This is a genomic window from Niallia taxi, from assembly GCF_032818155.1.
Taxonomy (GTDB): Bacteria; Bacillota; Bacilli; order Bacillales; family Cytobacillaceae; genus Niallia; species Niallia taxi_A.
The window spans coordinates 925,127-947,964 of sequence record NZ_CP102590.1 but is presented as its reverse complement, the minus strand read 5'-3'; the positions used below and the strand labels follow the sequence as shown (position 1 = coordinate 947,964).

The window sequence follows — 22,838 nt, the reverse complement described above, 5'->3', positions numbered from 1 at the left end:
GAAAATAAAAAGTATTTTTTGATTTTATGACATATCTTATTATAAAACTTTTCGCATTTCGAATCATTTATTTTGCCTAGAGCTTGTTCTCTTGCTTTCTATCTTTTATCACAAATACAAATAACTTAAACAAAAAATATTGCATTCATTGACTGAATCTGATAATATCGTTTCAAAGCTAATGATTATGAAAATTCAAAGAGGTGGTTCGATATTTATTCATTTGATGAAAAAGGGGATTTGCTTCCTGAAGAAGTGGACACAATCAATCGAATCACTAATATTCCGATTGAGTCTTTAAACCTTGATGCGATAGCCGTCGTTACGAACATTTACCGCGTAGCACAAGGGTTGAGAAATAAAATGGAGCAGGAAGTGTTATCTGAATATGGCTTATCATGGACAGCATTTTCCATGCTTTATGATTTATGGGTATGGGAGTCTATAGAGACAAAGAAATTAGCCGAATCAAACGGTGTTTCAAAAGCAACGATAAGCAATATTACAAAAACACTCGAGAAAAAAGAGCTATGCTACAGGAAAAGTGACATGAGAGATAGAAGAATTACTTATGTTGCCATTACAGATAAAGGCAAGCAAGTGATGGAAGAACTGTATCCACGCTTTCATATTGGGGAAGTAGAGCTTGTTGCTGGTATGTCAGTGGATGAACAAAAATCTATGTCAGCATTGCTTAGAAATGTAATTCGCGAAAATAATTTTTAATATAGAAATGCAATGAAAGGAAACCCAGTAGTAGTTATCTCCCTGTTGACAGAGAGTCGATGGTTGGTGCAAATCGACACAAAGATAACACGAATTACATTCCTGGAGCTGTCTTTGTTTAAGCAAAGACCGGGCGAGCCGTTAATCGTTTGAGTGGAAGGACTAGTTTGTCCTTTAATAAGGGTGGTACCGCGTGCAAGAAACCACGTCCCTTTTTTGGGGATGTGGTTTTTTTATATTTTCATTTAGGAGGAATTTGAGATGGAGAAGTTAATGGAACAATTGACAGAGGAACAACGAATAGAAGTAAAGCGACAAATGACCCTTTATAGCCAAGGAGTGCAAGAGATTATTCCGACAGAAGAGCTTGAAAGGAAAGTAGCAAAGTCTATTTTGGAAGATAAGCCACTGAAAATTAAGCTGGGGCTTGATCCATCAGCACCAGATGTCCATTTGGGCCATACGGTGGTTCTTAATAAAATGAGACAATTCCAAGAAAATGGTCATACGATACAATTAATTATCGGAGATTTCACAGGGAAAATTGGAGATCCGACAGGCAAATCGGTTGCTAGAAAGCAATTAACAGATGAAGAGGTCAAGCATAATGCGAAAACGTATTTCGAACAATTCGCCAAAGTTATTGATATGGATAAGGTCGAGCTTCATTACAACTCGACATGGCTTTCTAAGCTAAACTTTGAGGATGTTATTCAACTCGCAGGAAAAATCACTGTAGCAAGATTATTGGAAAGAGATGATTTTGAAGAAAGAATGGCATTTAATAAACCTATTTCCTTACATGAATTTTTCTACCCGTTAATGCAGGGCTATGATTCAGTTGTCTTAAAATGTGATATTGAACTTGGTGGAACAGACCAGCACTTCAACATTTTAATGGGGAGACATTTTCAAGAGAAGTACGGAAGTGAAAAACAGGTAGCCCTGTTAATGCCATTATTAGAGGGGCTTGATGGTGTTGAAAAGATGTCCAAATCAAAGAAAAATTACATTGGCATCGATGAAAGCCCACAGGAAATGTACGGTAAAGCAATGTCTATTCCAGATGAATTGATGGCGAAATACTTTGAATTAATAACAGATCTGAAACCAGCTGAGATTAAAGAGTTGAAAGACCGATTAGAAGCAGGCACACTTCATCCGAGAGATGCAAAAATGCTCCTTGCCAAGACAATTGTAAGGATGTACCACGGAGTTGAGGCAGCAGAGAAAGCAGAACAGCATTTTATTTCTGTTTTCCAGAAGGGCACCATGCCAGAGGAAATTCCAGCAGTTCAATGGGAAGGAAATACAGAAATATCTCTCATTGACTTACTTGTGGAATTGAAATTATTAAGCTCTAAAAGTGAAGCTCGCAGAATGATTGAAAACAGAGGGGTCAAAATAAACGGAGTAAAGGCAACCGATACAAAACTTGAGGTGACGATAAGTAATGGTTTAATTCTTCAAGTTGGTAAACGTAAATTCGTAGAAATTAAAACAGTTTAGTGTGAAGGAAAGAGGTGTGATGTTAGATGCACTTCTTTCTTTTTTTTCTAAATGAAACATTATTTGTAAGAAATCGTCTAAAGGAATATAAAGAGGAGGGGAATTCAAAATGAGAAAAAGTCTCGTGTTGTCAGTAGCCTTTATCCTTTTCCTTTTAACAAGTTGTTATCAAAAGGACACAATCTCATCTAAACTTGCCATGGAAAAAGACGTTGAAAAAATTGCTGTTTCAAGGATAGAAGACAGTGGAAGTCTTGCTGAATTAAATGGTCAAGATGCTAAAAAGCTAATCGAAGTTATATCTCACCATGCAATAAAGCAAGAAGGCATCGTAAATATGTCGTCCCCAGAATATATGGTTAAGCTGTATACGAAAGCGGATGTTGAGCAAATATATTTTTGGATAGGGGAAACAGGAGAAACTAGCTCCTTGATGGTAGAAGATGATACGCACACAATATTTACTGTTTCAGCAAAAGTAACAGCTACTTTAAATGATTTATTGGCAATAAGTTTAAATAGAAGTAATTAGGGGGAAAGTACTAAGAAATTATTTTGACTAACAGCTTTATTAGCTGTATTCTATATATGAATAGATGCTCATATAAACAAATATAAGATTCTCAATCAGGGTTGTTCGCTTATGTTATTAGAGATAAGCGGCATAATGTAATTAGGGGGGATTTAAAATGGGACATAATCACAGTCATAGCCATGGTCATAGTTCAAATAAGAAGGTACTGCTGCTCTCTTTTATCATTATTACGAGTTATATGCTTATTGAGGCTATAGGAGGCTTTATTACAAATAGTCTTGCACTTTTGTCCGATGCAGGCCATATGTTAAGCGACTCCATCTCTTTAGTGATTGCGCTCCTTGCCTTCCAGTTAGGTGAGAAGGCGGCAAGTTTTAACAATACGTATGGTTTTAAGCGCTTTGAAATTATCGCAGCTATGATTAATGGTGTGACATTGATACTCATTTCGCTATATATCATTTATGAGGCAATAGGCCGCTTTGCTAATCCTCCAGAGGTTGCAACAACAGGGATGCTGATAATCAGCATTATTGGATTATTGGTTAACGTGATTGTTGCCTGGATTATGCTGCGCGGCGGCGATACAGAGCATAACTTAAATATGAGAGGAGCCTTTCTCCATGTAATAAGTGACATGCTCGGGTCTGTCGGAGCAATTATAGCTGCCATTTTAATTATGGTGTTTGGATGGGGCTGGGCAGATCCCCTTGCCAGCGTTATCGTGGCTATCCTTATTTTGAGAAGCGGTTATTTCGTTATGAAGGATGCCCTGCATATATTGATGGAAGGAACACCACAGAACGTAAATGTAAAGGAAGTCATTGAAATAATGGAAAAGGCAGAAGGAATACAAGGTATTCATGATTTGCATATTTGGTCCATTACGAGTGAGCTAAATGCCCTTTCCTGTCATGCTGTCGTGGCCAATGATTTAACAGTTGCCGAAAGTGAAAAAATACTGCGCCATCTAGAGCATGAACTCGAACATAAAGGCATTACACATATGACCATTCAATTGGAAACAGGCACTCATAATCATGAGAATACTATACTTTGCCAGACGAAGACAAAGCAAGTGCATGCCAATCATCATCATTGATAAGAATGTAAAAGAGGCTGGGACAAAAGTATGTGAATCTACGTAAAAACCGAACTATTTAATCTACTAATGATTAAATAGTTCGGTTTTTTTGGTTTATTTAGGTTTGATACAAATGATTAGAAATCTTAGTGGAGTGGAGTGGAGTGGAGGACACTCGACTACTAAGGGAAATAGAGGACGCTTTAGACCCCGCAGAAAGCGCGAGGACGAGCGCGCAATGAAACGAACTAATTTTAAACCCATATTCTATTTAGTCACGTGCTTCATTTTTCCAATTTAGATGTAATTTTATTATTCGTGTTTAGAAAGGTTATCTTTTGTTTTGTCCCAGCCTCTTACTAATCCTAATACTCAGAAGTAATAATAGGAGTTCCAATTGTAACATCGACTTGATCTGTCGACTGACTAGTCGCTCTGTATGCAATATGAAGATTCATATATTCATTGTTCCCAATAGATAGTTTATTTTCCCATCTTTTCGTGTAAGCAGATAAGGAAATGAAGTTTTCTTCCTTTAGGCTTTGAACTTCCTCTCCTGAAAAGCTAGCCATAACTTTGGATGCTTCTATATACAAGGATTGATCTATATTGGCAGTTCCTTGAATAGTATAAAATACGGAATAATCCTCTATTTTTTGCTTATATAAGTTGTAAATGGCAGGCCATTTACTTTCATTCCACTTTCCTTTTATATCATATGTAATACTTAAATTGTATTTGTTGTTTTGAGAGTAAATAGTAATTAAAACCTTTTCTTCTTTCAATCCTAATTTAGATGACTTCTTTTGTCCTTCAATCTTATAATAACCTTTCTCTGCTTGCTCTTTAGACCATGTAAATTCTTTTTCCGTTTCCATATAAACTGCTACTGCTTTATCAAGGTCGCTTATCTTCGTAAATTGTTTAATTGGTTCTTTAATATACATAGACCATGTGTTAACTTGGATATTGTTTTGAACAGCGATTTTTGTTATTTGACTTAATTCATTATCCTCATAAAAAGCCTTTGTTTCTTTTGTTGTTATCGTAACTAATAGTAAAAAGCATATAACCATTAATATTGTTTTTTTCATCGTCTCAACTCTCCCTTATAAAAGAAGGATAACCATATGGGAGAGTATTTATACTAGATTAATATATTATATATAAAAGGCTGTAAAGGAAGTCCTGACAGCCTGAAACTAGTACAGTTTATTTATTTGAGTTTGGTATTTTCCTTGCTACACCTGTTTCAACAGCGGCCTTGACAACTGCATCGCGAATTTTATCTACTACTTTATTGTTGAATACAGAAGGGATAATATAGGATTCGCTTAATTCCTCGTCAGAGACGGTCGAAGCAATTGCTACTGCGGCAGCTAATTTCATCGCTTCATTTATTTCACTTGCCCGGCAATCTAATGCACCGCGGAAAATGCCTGGAAAGCAGAGCACATTATTGATTTGGTTAGGGTAATCGGAGCGTCCTGTTGCCATTACTCGTACATGAGGGGATGCCAAGTCAGGATCAATTTCAGGAACTGGATTTGCCATAGCAAAAACAATGGCATCTGTTGCCATTTTCTGGACATCCTCCACTTTTAAAGTACCTGGGGCAGAAACACCAATAAATACATCGGCTTCACCTATTACGTCTGAAAGGCTGCCTTGGAGGTTCTCTGGATTAGTCATTTCTGCATACGCCTGCCAATGTGGGTTACTGTATGATCCGCCGCGATAAATGGCACCATTTCGATCAACACCGATAACATTCTTGACACCTGCTGCTAAAAGGATTTTCGTGCAGGCAATTCCTGCTGCTCCAATTCCATTAATGACAACTTTAATATCTTTGACGTTTTTTTGGACGATTTTCAAAGCATTAAGCAAACCGGCATAAATGGCCACAGCTGTTCCGTGCTGATCATCATGGAATACAGGGATATTCAATTCACTCTTCAGTCGCTGTTCTATTTCAAAGCAGCGGGGAGAGGCAATGTCTTCAAGATTTATTCCTCCAAATGTAGGGGAAATCGATTTGACAATGCGAATGATTTCCTCTGTATCCTTTGTATCAAGGCAAATCGGAAATGCATCGACATTTGCCAACTGCTTAAACAGCATTGCTTTCCCTTCCATAACTGGCATGGCCGCTTCTGGACCAATATCACCAAGTCCAAGCACTGCTGTTCCATCCGTGACAATCGCTACCGTATTGCTTTTCATGGTGAGAGAATAAACCTTGCTTGGGTCGGCATGTATCGCTTCACTGATGGCAGCGACTCCAGGTGTATAAACCCTTGACAGGTCATCACGGTTTTTAATCCGAACCTTTGGCTTCATTTCAATCTTGCCGCCTAAGTGAAGAAGGAAAGTACTATCAGATACATTGACAACTTTAACTCCAGCCAATTTGGAAATGGCACTCACTACCTGTTGTCCATGATTGTTATTGTGAACACGGACGGTTATATCACGAACCGTACTGGTTTTGCTAGATGATATAACGTCAAGCCCAATAATATCTCCAGCTTCATCTCCGATTACATTTACGATTTCCCCTAAAGAAATGATATTAGTCTCCAATTGTATGCGAATAATAATATTCATGCTAGCTCCGCTCGGTATCGACATCAAATCCACTCCCATTAAGTATTAGGTGTTATAAGCCAAACATTGGAAACAGGCAATAGCAGAAGTAATCAATAGAGTGTGTTTGTTCCAGCAATAAGGCTTTACATAAAAAAGCTGCTTATCAAACCAGTTCGTAAATCAGCTCCCTTCCAAACAATCCTTTTGCTAAAAAAATAGCAAAGAGTCTTTCTAGCTATGAAATAGAAGCTAAAAATAAGAACGAGAAATTTAACTGTACACTTCATTAAAAATAATAATGTAAGCGCTTAAAAAACGCAAATAATATTCCTATAAAGAAGGTGATAAGTATGTCTATAAAATTATTAAAATGGAAAAATAGTACTTAGCACCAAACGATAATTCGATAAGGGGTAGTTTGTGCTGGGATACTTTTTGTGGCTGGACCATAAAGAACGATAAGATTGCGGTTTATCGGCAGCTTGGAAAAGGGCTGGCCATTTTTCAAAAGTATTAGGGTGCTTGGTGATAAATTTAGTTTCAGACTGCCATCACTGCTTACTAAATGACTATTAAAATAGTCAGCTTTAACATTTTGATAAGGAACCTCCTTAGCGATTGCCAATGCTTGATATTGTGGGGGATAAATAAGTGGAACAGGGGCATTTCCATCATAAAATCCTGTTACGCGATCGCCAGGCTGCACGATTAATTGATCTACAAAGAAGGTGGAGGGACTAATGATAAAATTAACAATACCGCCTGAACTGTCCTCTAATGCAAAGATTTTATAACAGCCATCATTTTCTCCAGTATGATAATCATCTATACTTCTGACTATGCCTTGATAGGAATAAAATTTAATCATGATTACTACCTCCATTTCATATAAAACTAATTGAAAAAACATTATACTTATGTGATGAAAAAACCTATATAGTTGCCTCAGAAGAAACAAATGTTTTCGTAAATTGAAAAATCGCTAGCTATACAAATATGGTAAATAGAACAAAAATATTTTTATGCGGAGAGCTGTCATTTTAGTACTGATTTGAACATTATTACAGGCTGGGATATACGACTAATAAACTGTCTTTAGAGACGGGGAATTTTTGGTCCACCTTATCCACCATTGTTAATGCTGTATGTGGCGTAATTAACAAAGAGTTACTCGTCATTTGTAAATATAACCTACCTTGCCAAACAGGAGGTTTTCCTGCAAGATAAAAAAGAGAAGCATATAAAAGGAAAAGGACGTTATGATGAAAAAAATATTATTACTACTGGCGATCGTTATCGCTGCTATCTGTCTTGTTGTTTATTTACAACAGGATGATACAGACACAGAAGAACAAGAAATAAAGGTAGCAGCAGCTAAACAGATACTTTATGTAGCAGAAGATGGGGACGACGAAAATGCCGGGACCATCGAAGAACCATTCAAGACATTGGAAAAGTCTAGTGAAGAAGCTACCCCTGGAACTACTGTGTATATACGGGAAGGAACCTATTATGAGGCTTTAAATGTGAACCATAGTGGAACGAAAGCAGACCCAATTACTTTTGAAGCTTATAAGGGGGAAAAAGTTATTATTAGTGGTGAAAATATGGAGGATGCAGAGGAGGACACTGCTCTCGCATCTATTATCGATAAAAGCTATATAACTATAAAAGGTCTAATGTTTTCAGACTTATCTACGAGGCTAGCAGATGAAACGGTCATGGGAATATATGTTGCAGGAAACAGTAGTCATATTACGATTAAAGATAATACGGTCCGAAATATTAAAATACTTCATGATGATGGAAATGGTCATGGAATTGCCTTTTATGCGACAAAAGCTATGAAAGACATAAGGATAGAAAATAATCTTGTTGAAGACTTAAAGCTTGGAGCGAGCGAAGCGCTTGTTTTAAACGGAAATATTGATGGATTTGTAATTTCGCATAATACTGTCCGCAACAATGACAATATTGGAATTGATATGATTGGATATGAGGGCACAAGTAAAGAGAATGATTATGTCCGAAATGGAACGGTTGATCACAATATTGTGTACAACAATACATCATTTGGAAACCCTGCTTATGGAGAGGACTACAGTGCAGGGGGGATTTATATTGATGGTGGCAGGGATATTGCGATAGACCAAAATACTATCTACAATAATGACCTTGGGATTGAAGCAACGTCTGAACATCTTAAGAAATATGCCATTAATATTGATATTACCAATAATACTGTATATGAAAATAATTATACGGGGATTTCTATTGGTGGGTATGATACGGATCGAGGAGGCACAAAGGACTCAACTATTTCTAATAACATATTGTACAAAAATGATATCAAAGGACTGGATGGCGGACAATTAATGCTGCAGCATGATACGAGCGGCAATAAAATCGAACAAAATATCCTTTCGTCAAGTGATAACGGAATATTCATTGTTAATTATTTCACTGCTAATACAAAAAATAGTCTCTCTAGTAATATCTATGATAAGGAAGAGGAGAAGGAGCCGCTTTGGGTTTGGAAAAATGAAGAATATACAAGCATTACTGACTTCCAAGAAGCAACAGATAGTGACAGTAATTCCAAGTATATAGATCCAGATTTTGTAGATGCAGAAAATGGTGATTTTACGCTTAACGCTGACTCTCCTGTGAAGGACATGATTGAATAAATCCTATTAAAGTTAATGCATAGTACTGTTATGCATTAGCTTTTTTTGTCAGTATATCAAGGTGCAACCATAGGTTGCGCCTTGATGCGCATAGAACTATCTTTACTTTTAAACTAATTTTCATAATATAAAAAGTGTAAAGGCAGGCGAACAAGAAGATGATTTTTGGTGAACGTTTGAAACAAGAACGGGAAAAAAAGGGGTGGTCTCAGCTAGATCTCTCAGAGAAGATTCATGTTAGCCGTCAGTCTGTTTCAAAATGGGAAACTGGCAAAAACTATCCCAGTATTGAAATAATCATTCATTTGAGTGATTTATTTGGTGTTACAATCGATGAAATGCTAAGGAGTGATAAAGAATTGAAGGACAAAGTGATTAATGATAGTAAGAAGCTCGCATATCCGAAATGGAAGGTATTCTTTGAGAGCATATTTACAATTGGTGTTCTGATGATAATAGGAAAAATAATAATCATGCTGTTAAATCATTTTGGTTTGACAGACATTAGTTCAGAAGGGTTTCCAAAGGGAACTTCTTTCCTGCCATTAATTTTAATGCTTGTTGGCGGAATTGGAGCAGATCAGCTGAAAAATAAATATATAGATTAACTGGTTTAATGGTTCAATCTCTGAACAGACAACATCATTATTAGCTACCGAATTCGAAAGGATGGAAACAATCATTTTTCAACCAAATGTTGTGTTGGATAATGGGATATTGGAAAGAAGAAAGTAAATTTCGATTCATTTCAGAAACGCACATTAACAACCTAGGAGTAGGAGGTTGTATCATAAGTATTTAAGATTTGGTTAACTGAACTATTTTATCGATTATCGATGCCAGTTCAGTTTTTTTTGTGGTTCGGTTTGAATACAATAATTAAAAATCTTAGTGGAATGGAGCAAGACACTCGACTACTAAGGGAATAGAGACGAATTAGCCCAAAAGGAAAAGACACCATACCTCCTCGCGCAATGAAACGAACTTTTTTAATTATAATCCCAAGCGCCATTGTTACTAATGTTGTTTTCTCCCAGCCTCTAAAAATACATTATTACAGCATATGTCGGTAAATATAATATAAGAAGTAAATAACCAAAACGAAAACCGTAACGTTATACTGTACAGTTTTTGTAAAGTATGTTATCATTATATATAAATAATAATGTATAGAAAGGGTGAGTAATTTGGGGAGGCGTTATTGCGTATCGGAAAAGTGGCGGAATTAAGTGGTTTATCATCAAGGACAATTGATTACTATACTCAAATTGGGTTGCTGGAGGTACAGCGGTCTTCCTCTAATTACCGCCTATATCCAGTGGACGTTCTAGAAACACTGAAAAGAATTAAGATACTAAAACAGCAAAGGATGTCCATGGAGGAGATTAAGGAAGTGCTCCAATCAGATGTTTCAGGGGACATCGAACCGATTATTTGCGATGTACAGGATGAAATAAACTGCTTACAAAAAAAGCTGTCTCTTCTTGAAGAAAAACTTAAAAATGTACCACCAGAAGAAAAACTGAAGGTATATAAACGAATTGAACCAAAAATGACAGCAATTATGACGCTGTTAGCATTGTTATAACTATTTATTTACGGAGGTGAATCCCTCAACTTGAGGGAACTGATTGGACATAATTACTCTTACAAATCTGTTCATACTTGTAATCTTGATCGTACTTACGGCATTTTTCGTCGGCTCTGAGTTTGCGGTCGTTAAAATTCGAATGTCGCGAATCGATCAGCTGATTGCAGAAGGGAACAAAAAAGCAGTAATGGCAAAAAAAGTGGCCGGTAATCTCGATTATTACCTCTCAGCCTGTCAGCTAGGTATTACCGTGACAGCATTAGGACTTGGAGCACTCGGAAAACCTGCAATAGAACGTATTCTTTACCCGGTTTTTGATTTGTTGAATGTGCCTGGGTCTGTATCTTCAATCGCTTCCTATGCAATTGCGTTTATTCTGGTAACCTTCCTGCATGTTGTCGTCGGTGAAATGGCGCCTAAAACATTAGCAATTGAGTTTCCAGAGAAGCTGACATTGATGTTATCAGGACCGTTGTATTGGTTTGGTAAAATTATGTACCCATTCATTTGGGCATTAAACGGTGCGTCCGGGAGAATTCTGCGAATCTTTGGTGTAAAACCAGCAGGACATGAGCATGCCTACTCAGAAGAAGAGTTGAAGATAGTCATGGCACAAAGCTATCAAGGCGGAGAATTAAACGAGACAGAGCTAGAATATATGGAGAACGTCTTCGCCTTTGATGAGCGTGTTGCAAAGGATATTATGGTGCCGAGGACATCTTTAATTACATTGGATCAAGATATGAAAAGAGAAGATATCATTAAAGTATTGGATGAGTTTAATTATACACGTTATCCAGTAACAATAGATGGTGATAAAGACAATATCGTCGGAATGGTCAACATCAAAAAAATGTTATCCAATATGGCAACAGGTAGAAACCGTCAGCTCAAGGAATTTATCCGTGACTTACCAATTGTATTAGAAGTTACCCGAATTCAGGATATTTTGTATAAAATGCAAAAAGAAAGAATTCATATGGTATTGGTCATTGATGAGTACGGAGGTACATCTGGAATCTTGACAATGGAAGATATTCTGGAGGAACTCGTTGGCGAGATTAGGGACGAATTTGATGCAGATGAAGTGGAAGATATTCAAAGCATCGGAGAATATCGTTACCTAGTAAATGGCCGAGTATTACTGGAAGACTTGGAAGAGCAATTTGGCATCAGCTTTGATGAAAAGGAAACGATTGATACAATCGGAGGATGGATGCAGTTTCAGTTAGTGGATAATGTTCAGCTGGATGATCAAGTCGAATATGGAAAGTATGTATGGACAGTCACCGAAATGGATAATTATCAGATTAAACAAGTTGCATTGACACGTTTGGAATCAAGTGAGGATGCTATTGAGGTTCTTAACTAATCAGTTAATTAGCAAGAAAAACTTTATTAATAGGAGCGCATGAATTGGACGGATTTATAGTGTTAAATTTGTTTTTAGTAGCCGTATTTATCGGGTTGACTGCATTTTTTGTAGGTGCTGAGTTTGCGATATTGAAGGTAAGGATGTCACGGATCGATCAATTAATAGCAGAAGGTAATAAGAAGGCTTTGATAGCAAAAAAGGTTGCGCAAAATCTCGACTTTTACCTGTCTGCCTGTCAGCTGGGAATCACCATAACTGCACTAGTACTTGGTGCATTAGGCGAACCTACAGTAGAGAAAATGCTTCATCCTTTATTCGAAAGGTTTGATGTTCCAGAAGCTTTAGCAACAGTGCTGTCTTATGCGATTGCCTTATCAGTCGTTACATTTCTCCATGTGGTTCTTGGAGAGCTAGCACCTAAAACATTGGCAATTCAATATGCTGAAAGAATGACGCTTATGCTTGCGCCGCCATTATATTGGTTTGGTAAAATAACAAAGCCCTTCATAGCTGCTTTAAACGGCTCTTCCCGTGCTCTTCTTCGAATGTTCGGGGTAAAACCAGCTGGTCATGAATCAGTCCATTCTGAGGAAGAATTAAAGCTGATTGTCACACAAAGTTATGAAAGTGGCGAAATCAACAGAACAGAGCTGGAATACTTGGAAAATATCTTTGCTTTCGATGAGCGAATTTTGAAGGATATTATGATACCGAAAGAGCGAATTGTCTCTGTAGAAAAAGGCATGCCATTTGCGGAATTAATTACAATTTTGGATGAGCATGAATACACAAGATATCCTGTTACCGAAAACGGAGTATTTATCGGGTTTATTAACACAAAAGAAATGCTGACAAATATTGTTGCAGGAAGAGAAATTAAGTTGGGGGAATTTATCCATAAACTACCAACCTTTATGGAGACAGCTCCTATTAAGGATGCTCTTTTGAAAATGCAGCAAAGCAGCACACATTTAGCAATTGTGAAAAATAACAACGGGCAAACAGTTGGTATTGTATCGATGGAAGATATTCTGGAAGAAATCGTCGGTGAAATCGGGGATGACCTGATGGATGCTGTACCGGCTAAATAAAAGGAAAGGGAGAGGGAATATGTTTCTTATCTATTTTTTGATAATCTTGATTGTTCCTATATTTGCACAGCTTCGAGTGAGAAGTGCATATAAGAAATACTCAAAAGTTAACACATCTTCACATATGTCTGGCAGAGAGGTTGCCAGAAGAATACTAGATTCAAATGGTTTGTATGATGTTTCAATTGAAGAAACAAGAGGAGTACTATCTGACCATTATGATCCACGTTCAAAGGTAGTTCGTCTATCTTCTGACAACTATCATGGTCATTCTGTGGCAGCAGCTGCAATTGCTGCCCATGAGGTAGGCCACGCTATTCAGGATCAGCAAGAATATGCCTTCCTGCGTTTCCGACATGCACTTGTTCCAGTTGCAAACATCGGCAGCAACTTCTCTTGGATTTTAATTTTGATCGGGATGTTTGCTGGCTTAAGCAACTTCGTATTACTTGGAATCGTATTTATGGCAGCAGCCGTACTATTTCAGTTTGTGACATTGCCAGTAGAGTTTAATGCCTCCAGCAGAGCCATGGACGAAGTAGTTGGCCTCGGAATTATACGCAATGACGAGGAAAGAGAAACAAAAAAAGTTCTAAACGCAGCAGCGTTAACATATGTAGCAGCAGCAGCTGTTGCAGTCCTTGAATTACTTCGTTTGATCCTTATATATACAGGAATGCAAAGAAGCGAAGATTAACAAGTGAAGCACCTATCCTTAACTGGATAGGTGCTTTTTTGTTATGTAACAAGAATTAGACGCAATATAAAGGGACATACCTTTTGACTATAAAAATAATTATTAATTAATAACAGTGAATATGGTAGAATCTAATAAATATAAGATTGAATATTGAAAAAATTAAACAAGCAGAATGATTCCATTCGGAAAGGAAAGGCAATGAAGGATTTATCAAGTAAAATTCAAGGAATTAAAGCTGCTAAAGTTAGACAGATGTATGAGTTATCACAGGGTTTGGATGATGTAGTCAGCTTTGTAATAGGGGAACCTGAGTTTGACACGCCGAAAAACATTATCGATGCCGCGAAGAAGGCGATGGACAATGGAGAAACTCACTATACGCCAAATGCAGGTATACTTCCTTTACGCGTTGCAGTTAGCAAACATTTTCAAGAATTCGATAAGGTCAGCTACAATCCAGAGAATGAAATTTTTATCACAGTTGGTGGAATGCAGGGGTTATCTTTATCCTTGTTAATCCTCACAAATCCAGGTGATGAAGTGATTGTAAGTGATCCTTGTTATACGAATTACTTTGGCATGATTGAAATGAATAATGCTGTGCCAGTAACGGTTCCTGTATTTGAGGAGGAAGGCTTCAATTTCACAGAGGAGCGTCTGAGGAAGGCAATAACGCCTAAAACAAAGGCTATTATACTTAACTCTCCCTCGAATCCGACAGGTGCAGTCGCTAGCACGGACACAATGGAAATGATTGCTCGGCTTGCGATTGAACATGATATATATGTCATTTTTGATGAGGTATATAAATATTTGACGTATGATGAGCCTTTCTTTAATATTGCAAGGATTTCAGGTATGAGAGATAGGACGATTATTATTGATTCCGTATCTAAATCCTTTGCAATGACAGGGTGGCGGGTTGGCTATTGTTTGGCTCCTAAACCAATCATTGCACAAATGCAAAAAATCCAAGAATTCATGTTATCCTGTGTGAACACACCAGCACAATATGCTGCGATAGAGGCATTAACAGGTCCAACAGATGCCTATACCTACATGAATGAGCAATATAAAGAGCGCAGAAGCATTATGGTGGAACGAATCAATCAGATTGATAAGATTTCGTGTCTTATGCCAAAGGGAGCGTTTTACGTATTCATGAATATAAAGGAAACTGGTTTAACCTCTGATGAATTCGCCCTTAAGCTTTTACACGAACAGCATGTAGTCGTTTCACCTGGTGACTGCTTTGGATCGATGGGAGAAGGATATGTGAGGCTCTCATATGCTTCCTCTGTTGATAATATCCATAAAGGCTTTGATAGGATTGCAAGATTTATTCAAGATTTAACTGCCAAAGTTTAATGTACTAAGCTAGGGACAATTTGAATTTGCTCCTAGCTTTTATTTATTTTTTGCTTGTTTATTATTAAATTCGGCGAAACTATTAAAAAAGAAAAAAGGAGAAGTGAAAATGTGCGGCAGATATTCCTTAATAAGTGAGCTAGCCTTTCTACAAGCTGAAATCGATTTCGAATTTTACGAGGAAATTTCGCCAAGATACAATATATCACCAGGACAGGATATTCTTGCAGTAGGTTATAACAATGGACGCAGGGTTGGGAGTTATTTGCGATGGGGACTAGTCCCATTTTGGGCGAAGGATGAAAAAGTAGGCTTCAAGCTGATTAATGCTCGAATGGAAAGTATTGATGAAAAACCATCCTTCAGGCAAGCCTTTCAAAGTAGAAGATGTTTAATTGTTTCTGATGGATATTACGAATGGAAAAAGACAGAGGGCGGAAAAAGGCCTTTTCGGTTTGTTATGAAAGACAGAAAGCCATTTGCCTTTGCAGGATTATATGAGGTGTGGAAAAAAGAAGACGATACACAGTCGCTTGCGACATGCACTATTATTACCACGAACGCTAACGACATAACAAAGGATATTCATGACAGAATGCCAGTAATTTTAAAGAAGGAGGACTACAATCAGTGGCTTAATCCGAAGAATGTGGATTATAAACAACTAAAACAGCTACTCGTTCCATATGACACAGAAGCAATGATAAAATATGAAGTTTCAACACTTGTTAACTCTTCCAAAAATGATGGTGAGATATTAACTGCTCCACTTAATAGTAAGTAAGCGCAAAAAAAATTACCTTTTAAGTAAAAAATACTAGGAGCATTTAAAGTAAAAGTCCTAAAAAGATTGACAATAATCGCAACAAACCGCTAAAGGTATAGGAATTTTTGCGATGAATTGATAAGGTAAGTTTGTCAGGGGAAGTATGAGATAAGCATTTGTAATAGAAGTGATAAAGTAGCTAGTAATCACTAATTCTCAGAAAGTCTGTTAAAGATTTGATTCCTGTTTTTAGCTTTGGAAATGGGAAGTATTTATAATGAAACAGGACTAATTGCCAAAGGGTTTCTGGGAAAATAAAGGCATTGAGATTGTTAGCCTTTTGGGCGCTTTGCTGCGTTAAACAGACCGAGAAAAAACATAACTCCTAGCATACCCCTAAGTGCCTGGGAAAGGACGTTGTAAATGTTTTGTGACAACGGCTGTAAGAACGGTAGGTATAAAATTTTGTCTATAATAATGCTCTGTTTTACGAACGTTAAGTATAAGGCCTTAAAGGTTGGCAATTCCCAATAAGCAAAGGTTATAAATGCTTATCTCTCCATCCCCTTACACCCTTAATTATGTTTAGGAATTAGATCATGTCTTCCTCCTTTTAACAGTTTCCTATTTTGGGAGCTGTTTTTTTGTTGGAAAAATGGTTGAACAAAAAGGTTATTGACACAATGTATACAAACGTATACATTATAATTATAAAAACCGTATACAAATGTATACAGATAAGAGGGATGAAAATGAAGCATGAGGAATTCAGAAAAGAAAAGCATCACGGGAGGGACCATCATAAGCGGAAGGACAGAGGGCATAAAGGCGCAAAAACATTTCGTCGTGGCAGGGCAATTGCCTTTCTAGAGATGATGAATCTTAAGCGCTCCACAATCAAACAGCAGCTGGAGGCACCTGAATTTCAAACAATTCAGCCGATTTTAGTTGGAGAATTGAAGGCTATTGATATGGTAATAAACGAGTTTATTCAATTGTTTGAAATTCAAGAGGATGAAATGTCGGAAACTGTACAAGAAGATATAGTAGCAGAGGAACTTCCTTTACAAAAGAAGGTGGAATCTCAGGATTTGGAGGATGGGGGCGGATTGGAGTAATCCAATCCGTTTTCTTGGTAAGGGGGGAGTTATATGAAGAAATTAATGGTTTATCTTAAGCCTTATTGGAAAATCACATTGCTTGCACCACTGTTTATGGTGCTTGAGGTTTCGATGGATTTACTTCAGCCAATATTAATGGCGAAAATCGTTAATGAAGGAGTTATAGCAGGGGATTTGGAGACGATTAAGCGAACAGGAGGGCTTATGATACTTGTAGCCTTTATTGGCTTAATTGGCGGTGCTGGTTGTACGGTGTTTTCAAGTACTGCTTCCTTAAATTTTGCGACTGATTTGCGGCAGAGTGTGTTTGACAAAGTTCAGACCTTCTCTTTTCAAAATTTGGACCAATTTAAGGGCGGAAGTTTAATTACTCGGCTGACAGCAGATATAGTCCAGTTGCAAATGTTTATCATGACAGTTCTTCGCAGCATTCGTTCGCCACTTTTGACAATTGGAAGTGTCATCATGGCTTTTACAATCAGCTTTAAACTTGCAATCATATTCGCAGTAACAATTCCAATATTGTTTATTGTCCTCTATTTCCTTATTCGTCACGCATTTCCTACATATACAGTTGTCCAGGAAAAGCTGGATAAGGTGAATACAGTTCTTCAAGAAAACTTGATAGGGATACGAGTAGTCAAGGCGTTTGTGCGGACAGATTTTGAAAATGACCGGTTTGGGAGGGTGAATGGTGATTACACAAATTATGCGATTAAGGCAGCCCGTATTGTTGCGTTAAATATGCCTGTTTTAATGCTTATTCTTAACTTCAGCTTAGTTGCCATTTTGTGGTTTGGAGCAAACGAGACATGGAATGGTGCCTTACCAGTTGGCGATTTGATTGCATTTATCAACTATGTGACACAAGTATTGTTTGCAGTAATGATGATAGGCATGATGATGATTACCATTTCCCGATCTAAAGTATCAGCAGACCGAATTCAGGAAGTACTTACTACAGACTCTACTCTAACTGACAAGCTGCAAGCAGACCATCAGGCGGTTACAAGTGGGGAAGTTGTGTTTGATCGTGTCTCTTTCAGCTATGATGGACAATCGGACGTACTAAAGGATATCAGTTTTGTAGCTAGTCCAGGGCAAACGGTTGCCATTTTAGGAGCAACGGGTTCTGGAAAATCGTCACTCGTGCAATTAATTCCGAGACTATATGATGTAACTGCAGGTAGTGTTTCTATTGATGGCGTAGATGTCCGTGACATTTCTTTAGGGCATATACGCACATCTATTAGTGTGGTTTTACAGCAGACCATACTATTCAGTGGCACAATTCGTGATAATATCACTTATGGAAATTCTGATGCAGCACAGGAAGAGGTGGAATTAGCAGCGAAAGCAGCTTGTGCTCATGAATTTATAATGAGTATGCCAGATGGGTATGATACGATGCTTGGTCAGCGGGGCATAAATTTGTCTGGTGGTCAAAAACAGCGTATTTCCATTGCAAGAGCATTATTAGTGCGGCCAAGCATCTTAATATTGGATGACAGCACAAGCGCGGTAGACTTGGGAACCGAGTCTCGCATTCAAAAGGCCCTTGGAGAATTGCTGGAAAAAAGCACTGCATTTATCATCGCTCAGCGGATATCTTCTGTGCTGGAAGCAGATAAAATTATGGTGCTTGAGGATGGCCGGATTTGTGCTGAAGGCACACACGAACAGTTAATGAAGGATAGTGAAGTATATCAGGAAATATACCGCTCCCAGCTTGGAAAGGAGGATGTAGTCTATGAGTGAAAGAAAAACCAACATTCCTCCACAACAGATGGGATTAGGAGGAGGACCCAAACATTTCCGCGGCAATATGCCTGTACAACGAGCAAATAACACGAAGGAAACATGCTTGCGGATATGGCGCTATATTGGCAATCAGCGTAAAGGATTATTGCTTGTAGTAGTCCTGACAATGGCGACAGCTATTTTAAACCTTTTAGGTCCTTATTTAATAGGTGCTTCCATAGATAAGTATATTATTACTCGTAACGCAAATGGTCTTGTCTTGTTTTGTGCAGGCTTGCTTGGAGTTTATATATGCAGTTCTGTTACAACATGGCTTCAATCCTATTTCATGGCAGCAGTTTCTCAGAATACTGTGCAAGGGATGCGCAAGGACTTATTTGCTAGGCTTCAGAAGCTGCCCTTGAATTTTTTTGATAGACAGTCACATGGAGAATTAATGAGCAGGACTACAAATGATATGGAGAGTGTCTCCAACACATTAAACCAGAGCTTTACAACTCTTATTTCAAGCATAGTCACACTTATCGGAGCATTATGCTTTATGGTAAGTCTGAATATATGGCTAACATTGTTGAGTTTTGTGACAATCCCGTTTGTTATGTTCCTGACTTCGAAAATTGCGAAGTTTACTAGAAAATACTTCACAAGCCAGCAACAGCACCTTGGCGAACTGAATGGTTATATCGAAGAAACCATTTCTGGACAGAAGGCAGTGAAGGTTTTCCACCGTGAGGAAAAGGTTAAGGCGGAATTTCAAGACATCAATGTAAAGTTGCGGGAGGCGTCTATCCGGGCCCAAATTTACTCAGGATTTATTGGTCCTGTTATGAATGTCATGAAGAATTCAAGCTTTGCAATTATTGCAGCAGCAGGTGGCTGGATGGCTCTTGAAGATATGGTCACAATAGGTGTTGTCGTTAGTTTCTTATCATACTCTAGACAATTTAATGATCCCATCAATCAAGTTGCCAATCAATTTAATATGCTCCAGTCTGCCGTGGCAGGAGCAGAGCGTGTGTTTGAAATAATGGATAAGGAATCAGAGTATGATGAAAAGCAAGCAGTTCATGATGTGCAGGGAATAAAGGGCGAAGTGATATTTGAGAATGTTTCATTTGGTTATCAGGAAGGTCATTCTATCTTAAAGGATATCACGTTGACTGCCAAACCTGGCGAGACGATTGCTCTTGTGGGGCCAACAGGGGCTGGGAAAACAACGATTGTTAATCTTTTAACGAGATTTTACGAGATAAGCAGCGGAAGAATTACGATTGACGGTAACGAATTACAATCTATCAGTAAGGATAGTCTTCGTCAACGGCTAGGGATTGTTTTGCAGGACGCTTATGTGTTCTCAGATACTATCCGGGAGAATATCCGTTACGGCCGTTTGGATGCGACAGACGAAGAAGTAGAATACGTAGCACAGCTTGCTAATGCTGACAGCTTCATTCGTAAGCTGCCAAAAGGCTATGATACGGTCTTGACTGCAGAGGGAGGAAACTTAAGTCAAGGACAGCGGCAATTGCTGACAATTGCCCGAGCAATACTTGCGGATCCTTCTGTGTTAATACTGGATGAAGCAACAAGCAGTATTGATACAAGGACGGAAATGCAAATACAAGCAGCAATGGGGCAGCTCATGAAAGGAAGAACAAGCTTCGTTATTGCCCACAGACTAAGCACAATCAGAGAGGCAGACACGATACTTGTACTGAATGGCGGGGAAATCATCGAGCGTGGCAGCCATGAGGAATTGGTTGTACAAAAGGGCTTCTATTATGGTTTGTATACTAGTCAATTTAAAAGGGTGATTTAATCGTTTAGGACAGCACAAAGATCGTGCTGTCTTTTTTATTTTTTTAATAGAGTTAAAAGATAGTTTGCTTTCACCGTCTTTTCACCAAAGACTACTAAACTACGAATATGAAAAGGAAAGGAGGAATAAGAACAGTGAATGCTAGCTTAAAAAAAGGTATTTTCTGGGGAGCTATGGTTGCTTCTATGACGCTTGTGATTAGCTTTATCTTTAATCAGATTGGAGGTGCTTCAACTGCAATGGCTGCAGGCTTTCACGACAGAGGAGGTCCAGGAGAAGCCGTGATGCATCACCAGGATATGGTGGTCCATGAAAAAGTAATGGTCAGCTATCATAATGAACCATCATTTTCATGGATTTGGACATTATTCTTTATTCTCTTCCTGGTTACTGTGATTGTTCTTGCAGTTAAATTCTTCAGGAAGAAATCTCATGCTTCATCAATGCAGCAGTTTATCGACACTTCGATTATGAATACACCAAAGCCATCTGTTAACTATAGCAATGCAGCGATTTTAGACGAATGGGAAAAGAATACAGCAGAGCAAAAGGAGAGAATTTAAATGGGCATTTTTAAAAGAATAAAAACAATCGCAAAGGCAGATATCAACAGTTTATTGGACAGTATGGAAGATCCAATTGCCATGCTGAATGAGTATACCAGGAAAATGGAGCAGGGCCTGACCAGTGCACAGGCAGCGTTATCGAGACAGATATTTGTGGAAAACAAACAAGCAGCACTTATTGCGCAAACAAAGGAGCTTATCGGATTAAGAGCGCGCCAAGCAAAGCTGGCTCTTGAAAAAGGGGACGAAGGTATCGCTAAATTAGCAGTTCAGGAAAAAATCAATCTTGAGCAGCAGCTGCATTTGTATGAACAGCAGCAGCTTGTCCTTAAAGATCAAAAAAATGTCCTGAAGGAAAGGTTCAATGAACTTCAAGTGACATATAATGAGCTTCAGCATAAGAAGATTTTGCTTGCTTCCCGTGTAAATGTAGCAAAATCAATCAAACAAATCCAAAAGGTTTCCATAAATTTCAATGCTGATAATATCGTTAGAGGTATTGCAAAGCAAGAGGAGAAAATTCTCTATATGGAAGCAGAAGTTCAGGCTGGCAGCTATACATCCACCCATTACAGCGGCTATGAAAGGACAAGCTTTTCCTATGTGAGTGAAGATGAAATCACAACAGAAATAGTAAAGCTAGTGGCTGAAAAAGAAACCCTATAATGATTGGGTGATAAGAGTGGGAAGCACCAGGATTTAAGAGAAGGTGCTTCTTTTTTAATATAAAGAGAGAGGAGTATAAAAATGAAAGAGACAATCCAAAATCTACTTCACACAGATCCAAGTGTATTTCTAGATTATGATAGATCACTGCCTATTTTTGTCTATCTAGCATTAGCACTAGCTGTTTCTATCTTTCCATTAGTGAAGGCTTGTTTATCCATATGGAATACACTGCTGTTAAACATTTTTAGTGATCTAGCGGCAGGCAGGAAAATACGTGGGCTACGGAATAAGAAAATGCTCGAGGCTGGGGCAGAAGGGAGTGCTTTTAAGGATGCCTTTTCTAGATATGTTGGGCATACAGGAGCTTTATTGGCAGCAATCGGGTTATTTTACTTCGTTTCGAGACAGCAGTACGAGCTAATTCTATTCGTGTTAATTGCTCTGCTTGCTTTATCCTTGCTGTTCTGGATTCGAACGTTTATAGGTTTTTTCTGGGCAATAGCTTCAATCACGTTTCTTGCCGCACCGCTTTATTATGGTAATGGCATTATTATTATGCATGTTGCGATTTTCCTCAGCTCTATCATTCTCGTTCAGTCTGTTCTTCGGGCATTTGGTGAACTGAAGAGTAGTGTTTCAGATAGAAAGATGAACAGAGGTAAAGGATTTTTCGGTAAATTCAAATGGATTCAGGCAATGATTTTTAGTTTAGTACTGCTTAGCCAATCTCTGTACGCAGGATTTTATATCGTAACAGCCTTCTTAAGCTAATGTTAAGAAAGAACAGGTAGTATGCAAACAGTGGATAAGCAGTTGGAGATACAAGGACGAAATAAGTAGAAATGAAAGCTTATTAACTTAAATTTAGATTAAAGCCA

The 22,838-nt window shown here is 38.1% G+C and carries 21 protein-coding genes and 1 other annotated feature; of the genes, 18 read left to right on the top strand and 3 right to left on the bottom strand.

Annotation, left to right across the window (positions count from 1 at the left end; all coding sequences use genetic code 11):
* Positions 1-240 precede the first annotated feature (240 nt).
* The 4 genes from NQZ71_RS23825 (at position 241) to NQZ71_RS23810 (ending at position 3,872) form a co-directional block, all read left to right on the top strand.
* Positions 241-726, top strand: coding sequence for a MarR family transcriptional regulator (locus tag NQZ71_RS23825; RefSeq protein ID WP_311201009.1), 486 nt, complete (start codon positions 241-243; stop codon positions 724-726).
* A 3-nt stretch (positions 727-729) separates the two neighbouring features.
* Positions 730-942 (top strand) — a binding site (T-box leader).
* Positions 943-987: 45 nt separating this feature from the next.
* Positions 988-2,235, top strand: a complete 1,248-nt coding sequence (gene tyrS, locus NQZ71_RS23820) for a tyrosine--tRNA ligase (protein ID WP_144457749.1) — start codon at positions 988-990, stop codon at positions 2,233-2,235.
* A gap of 109 nt (positions 2,236-2,344) precedes the next feature.
* Complete coding sequence (locus NQZ71_RS23815; RefSeq protein WP_317011878.1) at positions 2,345-2,767, top strand: YhfM domain-containing protein; 423 nt, start codon at positions 2,345-2,347, stop codon at positions 2,765-2,767.
* A 157-nt stretch (positions 2,768-2,924) separates the two neighbouring features.
* Positions 2,925-3,872, top strand: coding sequence for a cation diffusion facilitator family transporter (locus NQZ71_RS23810; protein WP_317011877.1), 948 nt, complete (start codon positions 2,925-2,927; stop codon positions 3,870-3,872).
* Between the two features lie 347 nt (positions 3,873-4,219).
* On the opposite strand, the gene NQZ71_RS23805 is transcribed toward NQZ71_RS23810, so the two are convergent.
* The 3 genes from NQZ71_RS23805 to NQZ71_RS23795 all read right to left on the bottom strand — a co-directional run bounded on the left by NQZ71_RS23805 (position 4,220) and on the right by NQZ71_RS23795 (position 7,314).
* Positions 4,220-4,948 (bottom strand): YwmB family TATA-box binding protein, encoded by a 729-nt coding sequence (locus NQZ71_RS23805; protein WP_317011875.1) that lies wholly within the window; start codon positions 4,946-4,948, stop codon positions 4,220-4,222.
* A 118-nt stretch (positions 4,949-5,066) separates the two neighbouring features.
* Complete coding sequence (locus tag NQZ71_RS23800) at positions 5,067-6,488, bottom strand: NAD-dependent malic enzyme (protein WP_317011874.1); 1,422 nt, start codon at positions 6,486-6,488, stop codon at positions 5,067-5,069.
* 343 nt (positions 6,489-6,831) lie between these two features.
* Complete coding sequence (locus NQZ71_RS23795) at positions 6,832-7,314, bottom strand: hypothetical protein (RefSeq protein ID WP_144457984.1); 483 nt, start codon at positions 7,312-7,314, stop codon at positions 6,832-6,834.
* A 391-nt stretch (positions 7,315-7,705) separates the two neighbouring features.
* On the opposite strand from NQZ71_RS23795, the gene NQZ71_RS23790 reads away from it, so the two are divergent.
* The 14 genes from NQZ71_RS23790 to NQZ71_RS23725 all read left to right on the top strand — a co-directional run bounded on the left by NQZ71_RS23790 (position 7,706) and on the right by NQZ71_RS23725 (position 22,731).
* The gene (locus tag NQZ71_RS23790) at positions 7,706-9,133 is read left to right on the top strand and encodes a right-handed parallel beta-helix repeat-containing protein (RefSeq protein WP_317011873.1); all 1,428 of its coding nucleotides are present in this window, start codon (positions 7,706-7,708) and stop codon (positions 9,131-9,133) included.
* A 158-nt stretch (positions 9,134-9,291) separates the two neighbouring features.
* Entirely contained in the window at positions 9,292-9,741 is a 450-nt protein-coding gene (locus tag NQZ71_RS23785; protein WP_317011872.1) for a helix-turn-helix domain-containing protein, read from the top strand.
* Positions 9,742-10,334: 593 nt separating this feature from the next.
* Positions 10,335-10,721: a MerR family transcriptional regulator gene (locus NQZ71_RS23780; RefSeq protein ID WP_275008603.1), complete on the top strand. Its 387-nt coding sequence runs from the start codon at positions 10,335-10,337 to the stop codon at positions 10,719-10,721.
* 43 nt (positions 10,722-10,764) lie between these two features.
* Complete coding sequence (locus tag NQZ71_RS23775) at positions 10,765-12,096, top strand: hemolysin family protein (protein WP_144457976.1); 1,332 nt, start codon at positions 10,765-10,767, stop codon at positions 12,094-12,096.
* 44 nt (positions 12,097-12,140) lie between these two features.
* Positions 12,141-13,190: a hemolysin family protein gene (locus tag NQZ71_RS23770; RefSeq protein WP_144457974.1), complete on the top strand. Its 1,050-nt coding sequence runs from the start codon at positions 12,141-12,143 to the stop codon at positions 13,188-13,190.
* A 19-nt stretch (positions 13,191-13,209) separates the two neighbouring features.
* The gene (locus tag NQZ71_RS23765) at positions 13,210-13,887 is read left to right on the top strand and encodes a zinc metallopeptidase (RefSeq protein ID WP_144457972.1); all 678 of its coding nucleotides are present in this window, start codon (positions 13,210-13,212) and stop codon (positions 13,885-13,887) included.
* A 153-nt stretch (positions 13,888-14,040) separates the two neighbouring features.
* On the top strand, positions 14,041-15,258 hold the full coding sequence (locus NQZ71_RS23760) for a pyridoxal phosphate-dependent aminotransferase (RefSeq protein WP_222118291.1): 1,218 nt from the start codon (positions 14,041-14,043) through the stop codon (positions 15,256-15,258).
* A gap of 109 nt (positions 15,259-15,367) precedes the next feature.
* Positions 15,368-16,042 carry an SOS response-associated peptidase gene (locus NQZ71_RS23755; RefSeq protein WP_260055040.1) on the top strand — a complete coding sequence of 225 codons (675 nt, stop codon included), beginning with the start codon at positions 15,368-15,370 and terminating at the stop codon, positions 16,040-16,042.
* Between the two features lie 734 nt (positions 16,043-16,776).
* Positions 16,777-17,142, top strand: coding sequence for a hypothetical protein (locus NQZ71_RS23750; protein ID WP_260055041.1), 366 nt, complete (start codon positions 16,777-16,779; stop codon positions 17,140-17,142).
* A gap of 33 nt (positions 17,143-17,175) precedes the next feature.
* Positions 17,176-18,903, top strand: a complete 1,728-nt coding sequence (locus NQZ71_RS23745) for an ABC transporter ATP-binding protein (protein WP_317011871.1) — start codon at positions 17,176-17,178, stop codon at positions 18,901-18,903.
* On the top strand, positions 18,896-20,725 hold the full coding sequence (locus tag NQZ71_RS23740) for an ABC transporter ATP-binding protein (protein WP_394374139.1): 1,830 nt from the start codon (positions 18,896-18,898) through the stop codon (positions 20,723-20,725). The genes NQZ71_RS23745 and NQZ71_RS23740 overlap by 8 nt, the downstream gene beginning before the upstream one ends.
* 134 nt (positions 20,726-20,859) lie before the next feature.
* Positions 20,860-21,288 carry a hypothetical protein gene (locus NQZ71_RS23735; protein ID WP_275008594.1) on the top strand — a complete coding sequence of 143 codons (429 nt, stop codon included), beginning with the start codon at positions 20,860-20,862 and terminating at the stop codon, positions 21,286-21,288.
* Complete coding sequence (locus NQZ71_RS23730; protein ID WP_317011870.1) at positions 21,289-21,957, top strand: PspA/IM30 family protein; 669 nt, start codon at positions 21,289-21,291, stop codon at positions 21,955-21,957.
* Positions 21,958-22,038: 81 nt separating this feature from the next.
* Entirely contained in the window at positions 22,039-22,731 is a 693-nt protein-coding gene (locus NQZ71_RS23725) for a hypothetical protein (RefSeq protein WP_275008592.1), read from the top strand.
* The last annotated feature ends 107 nt before the right edge of the window (positions 22,732-22,838 follow it).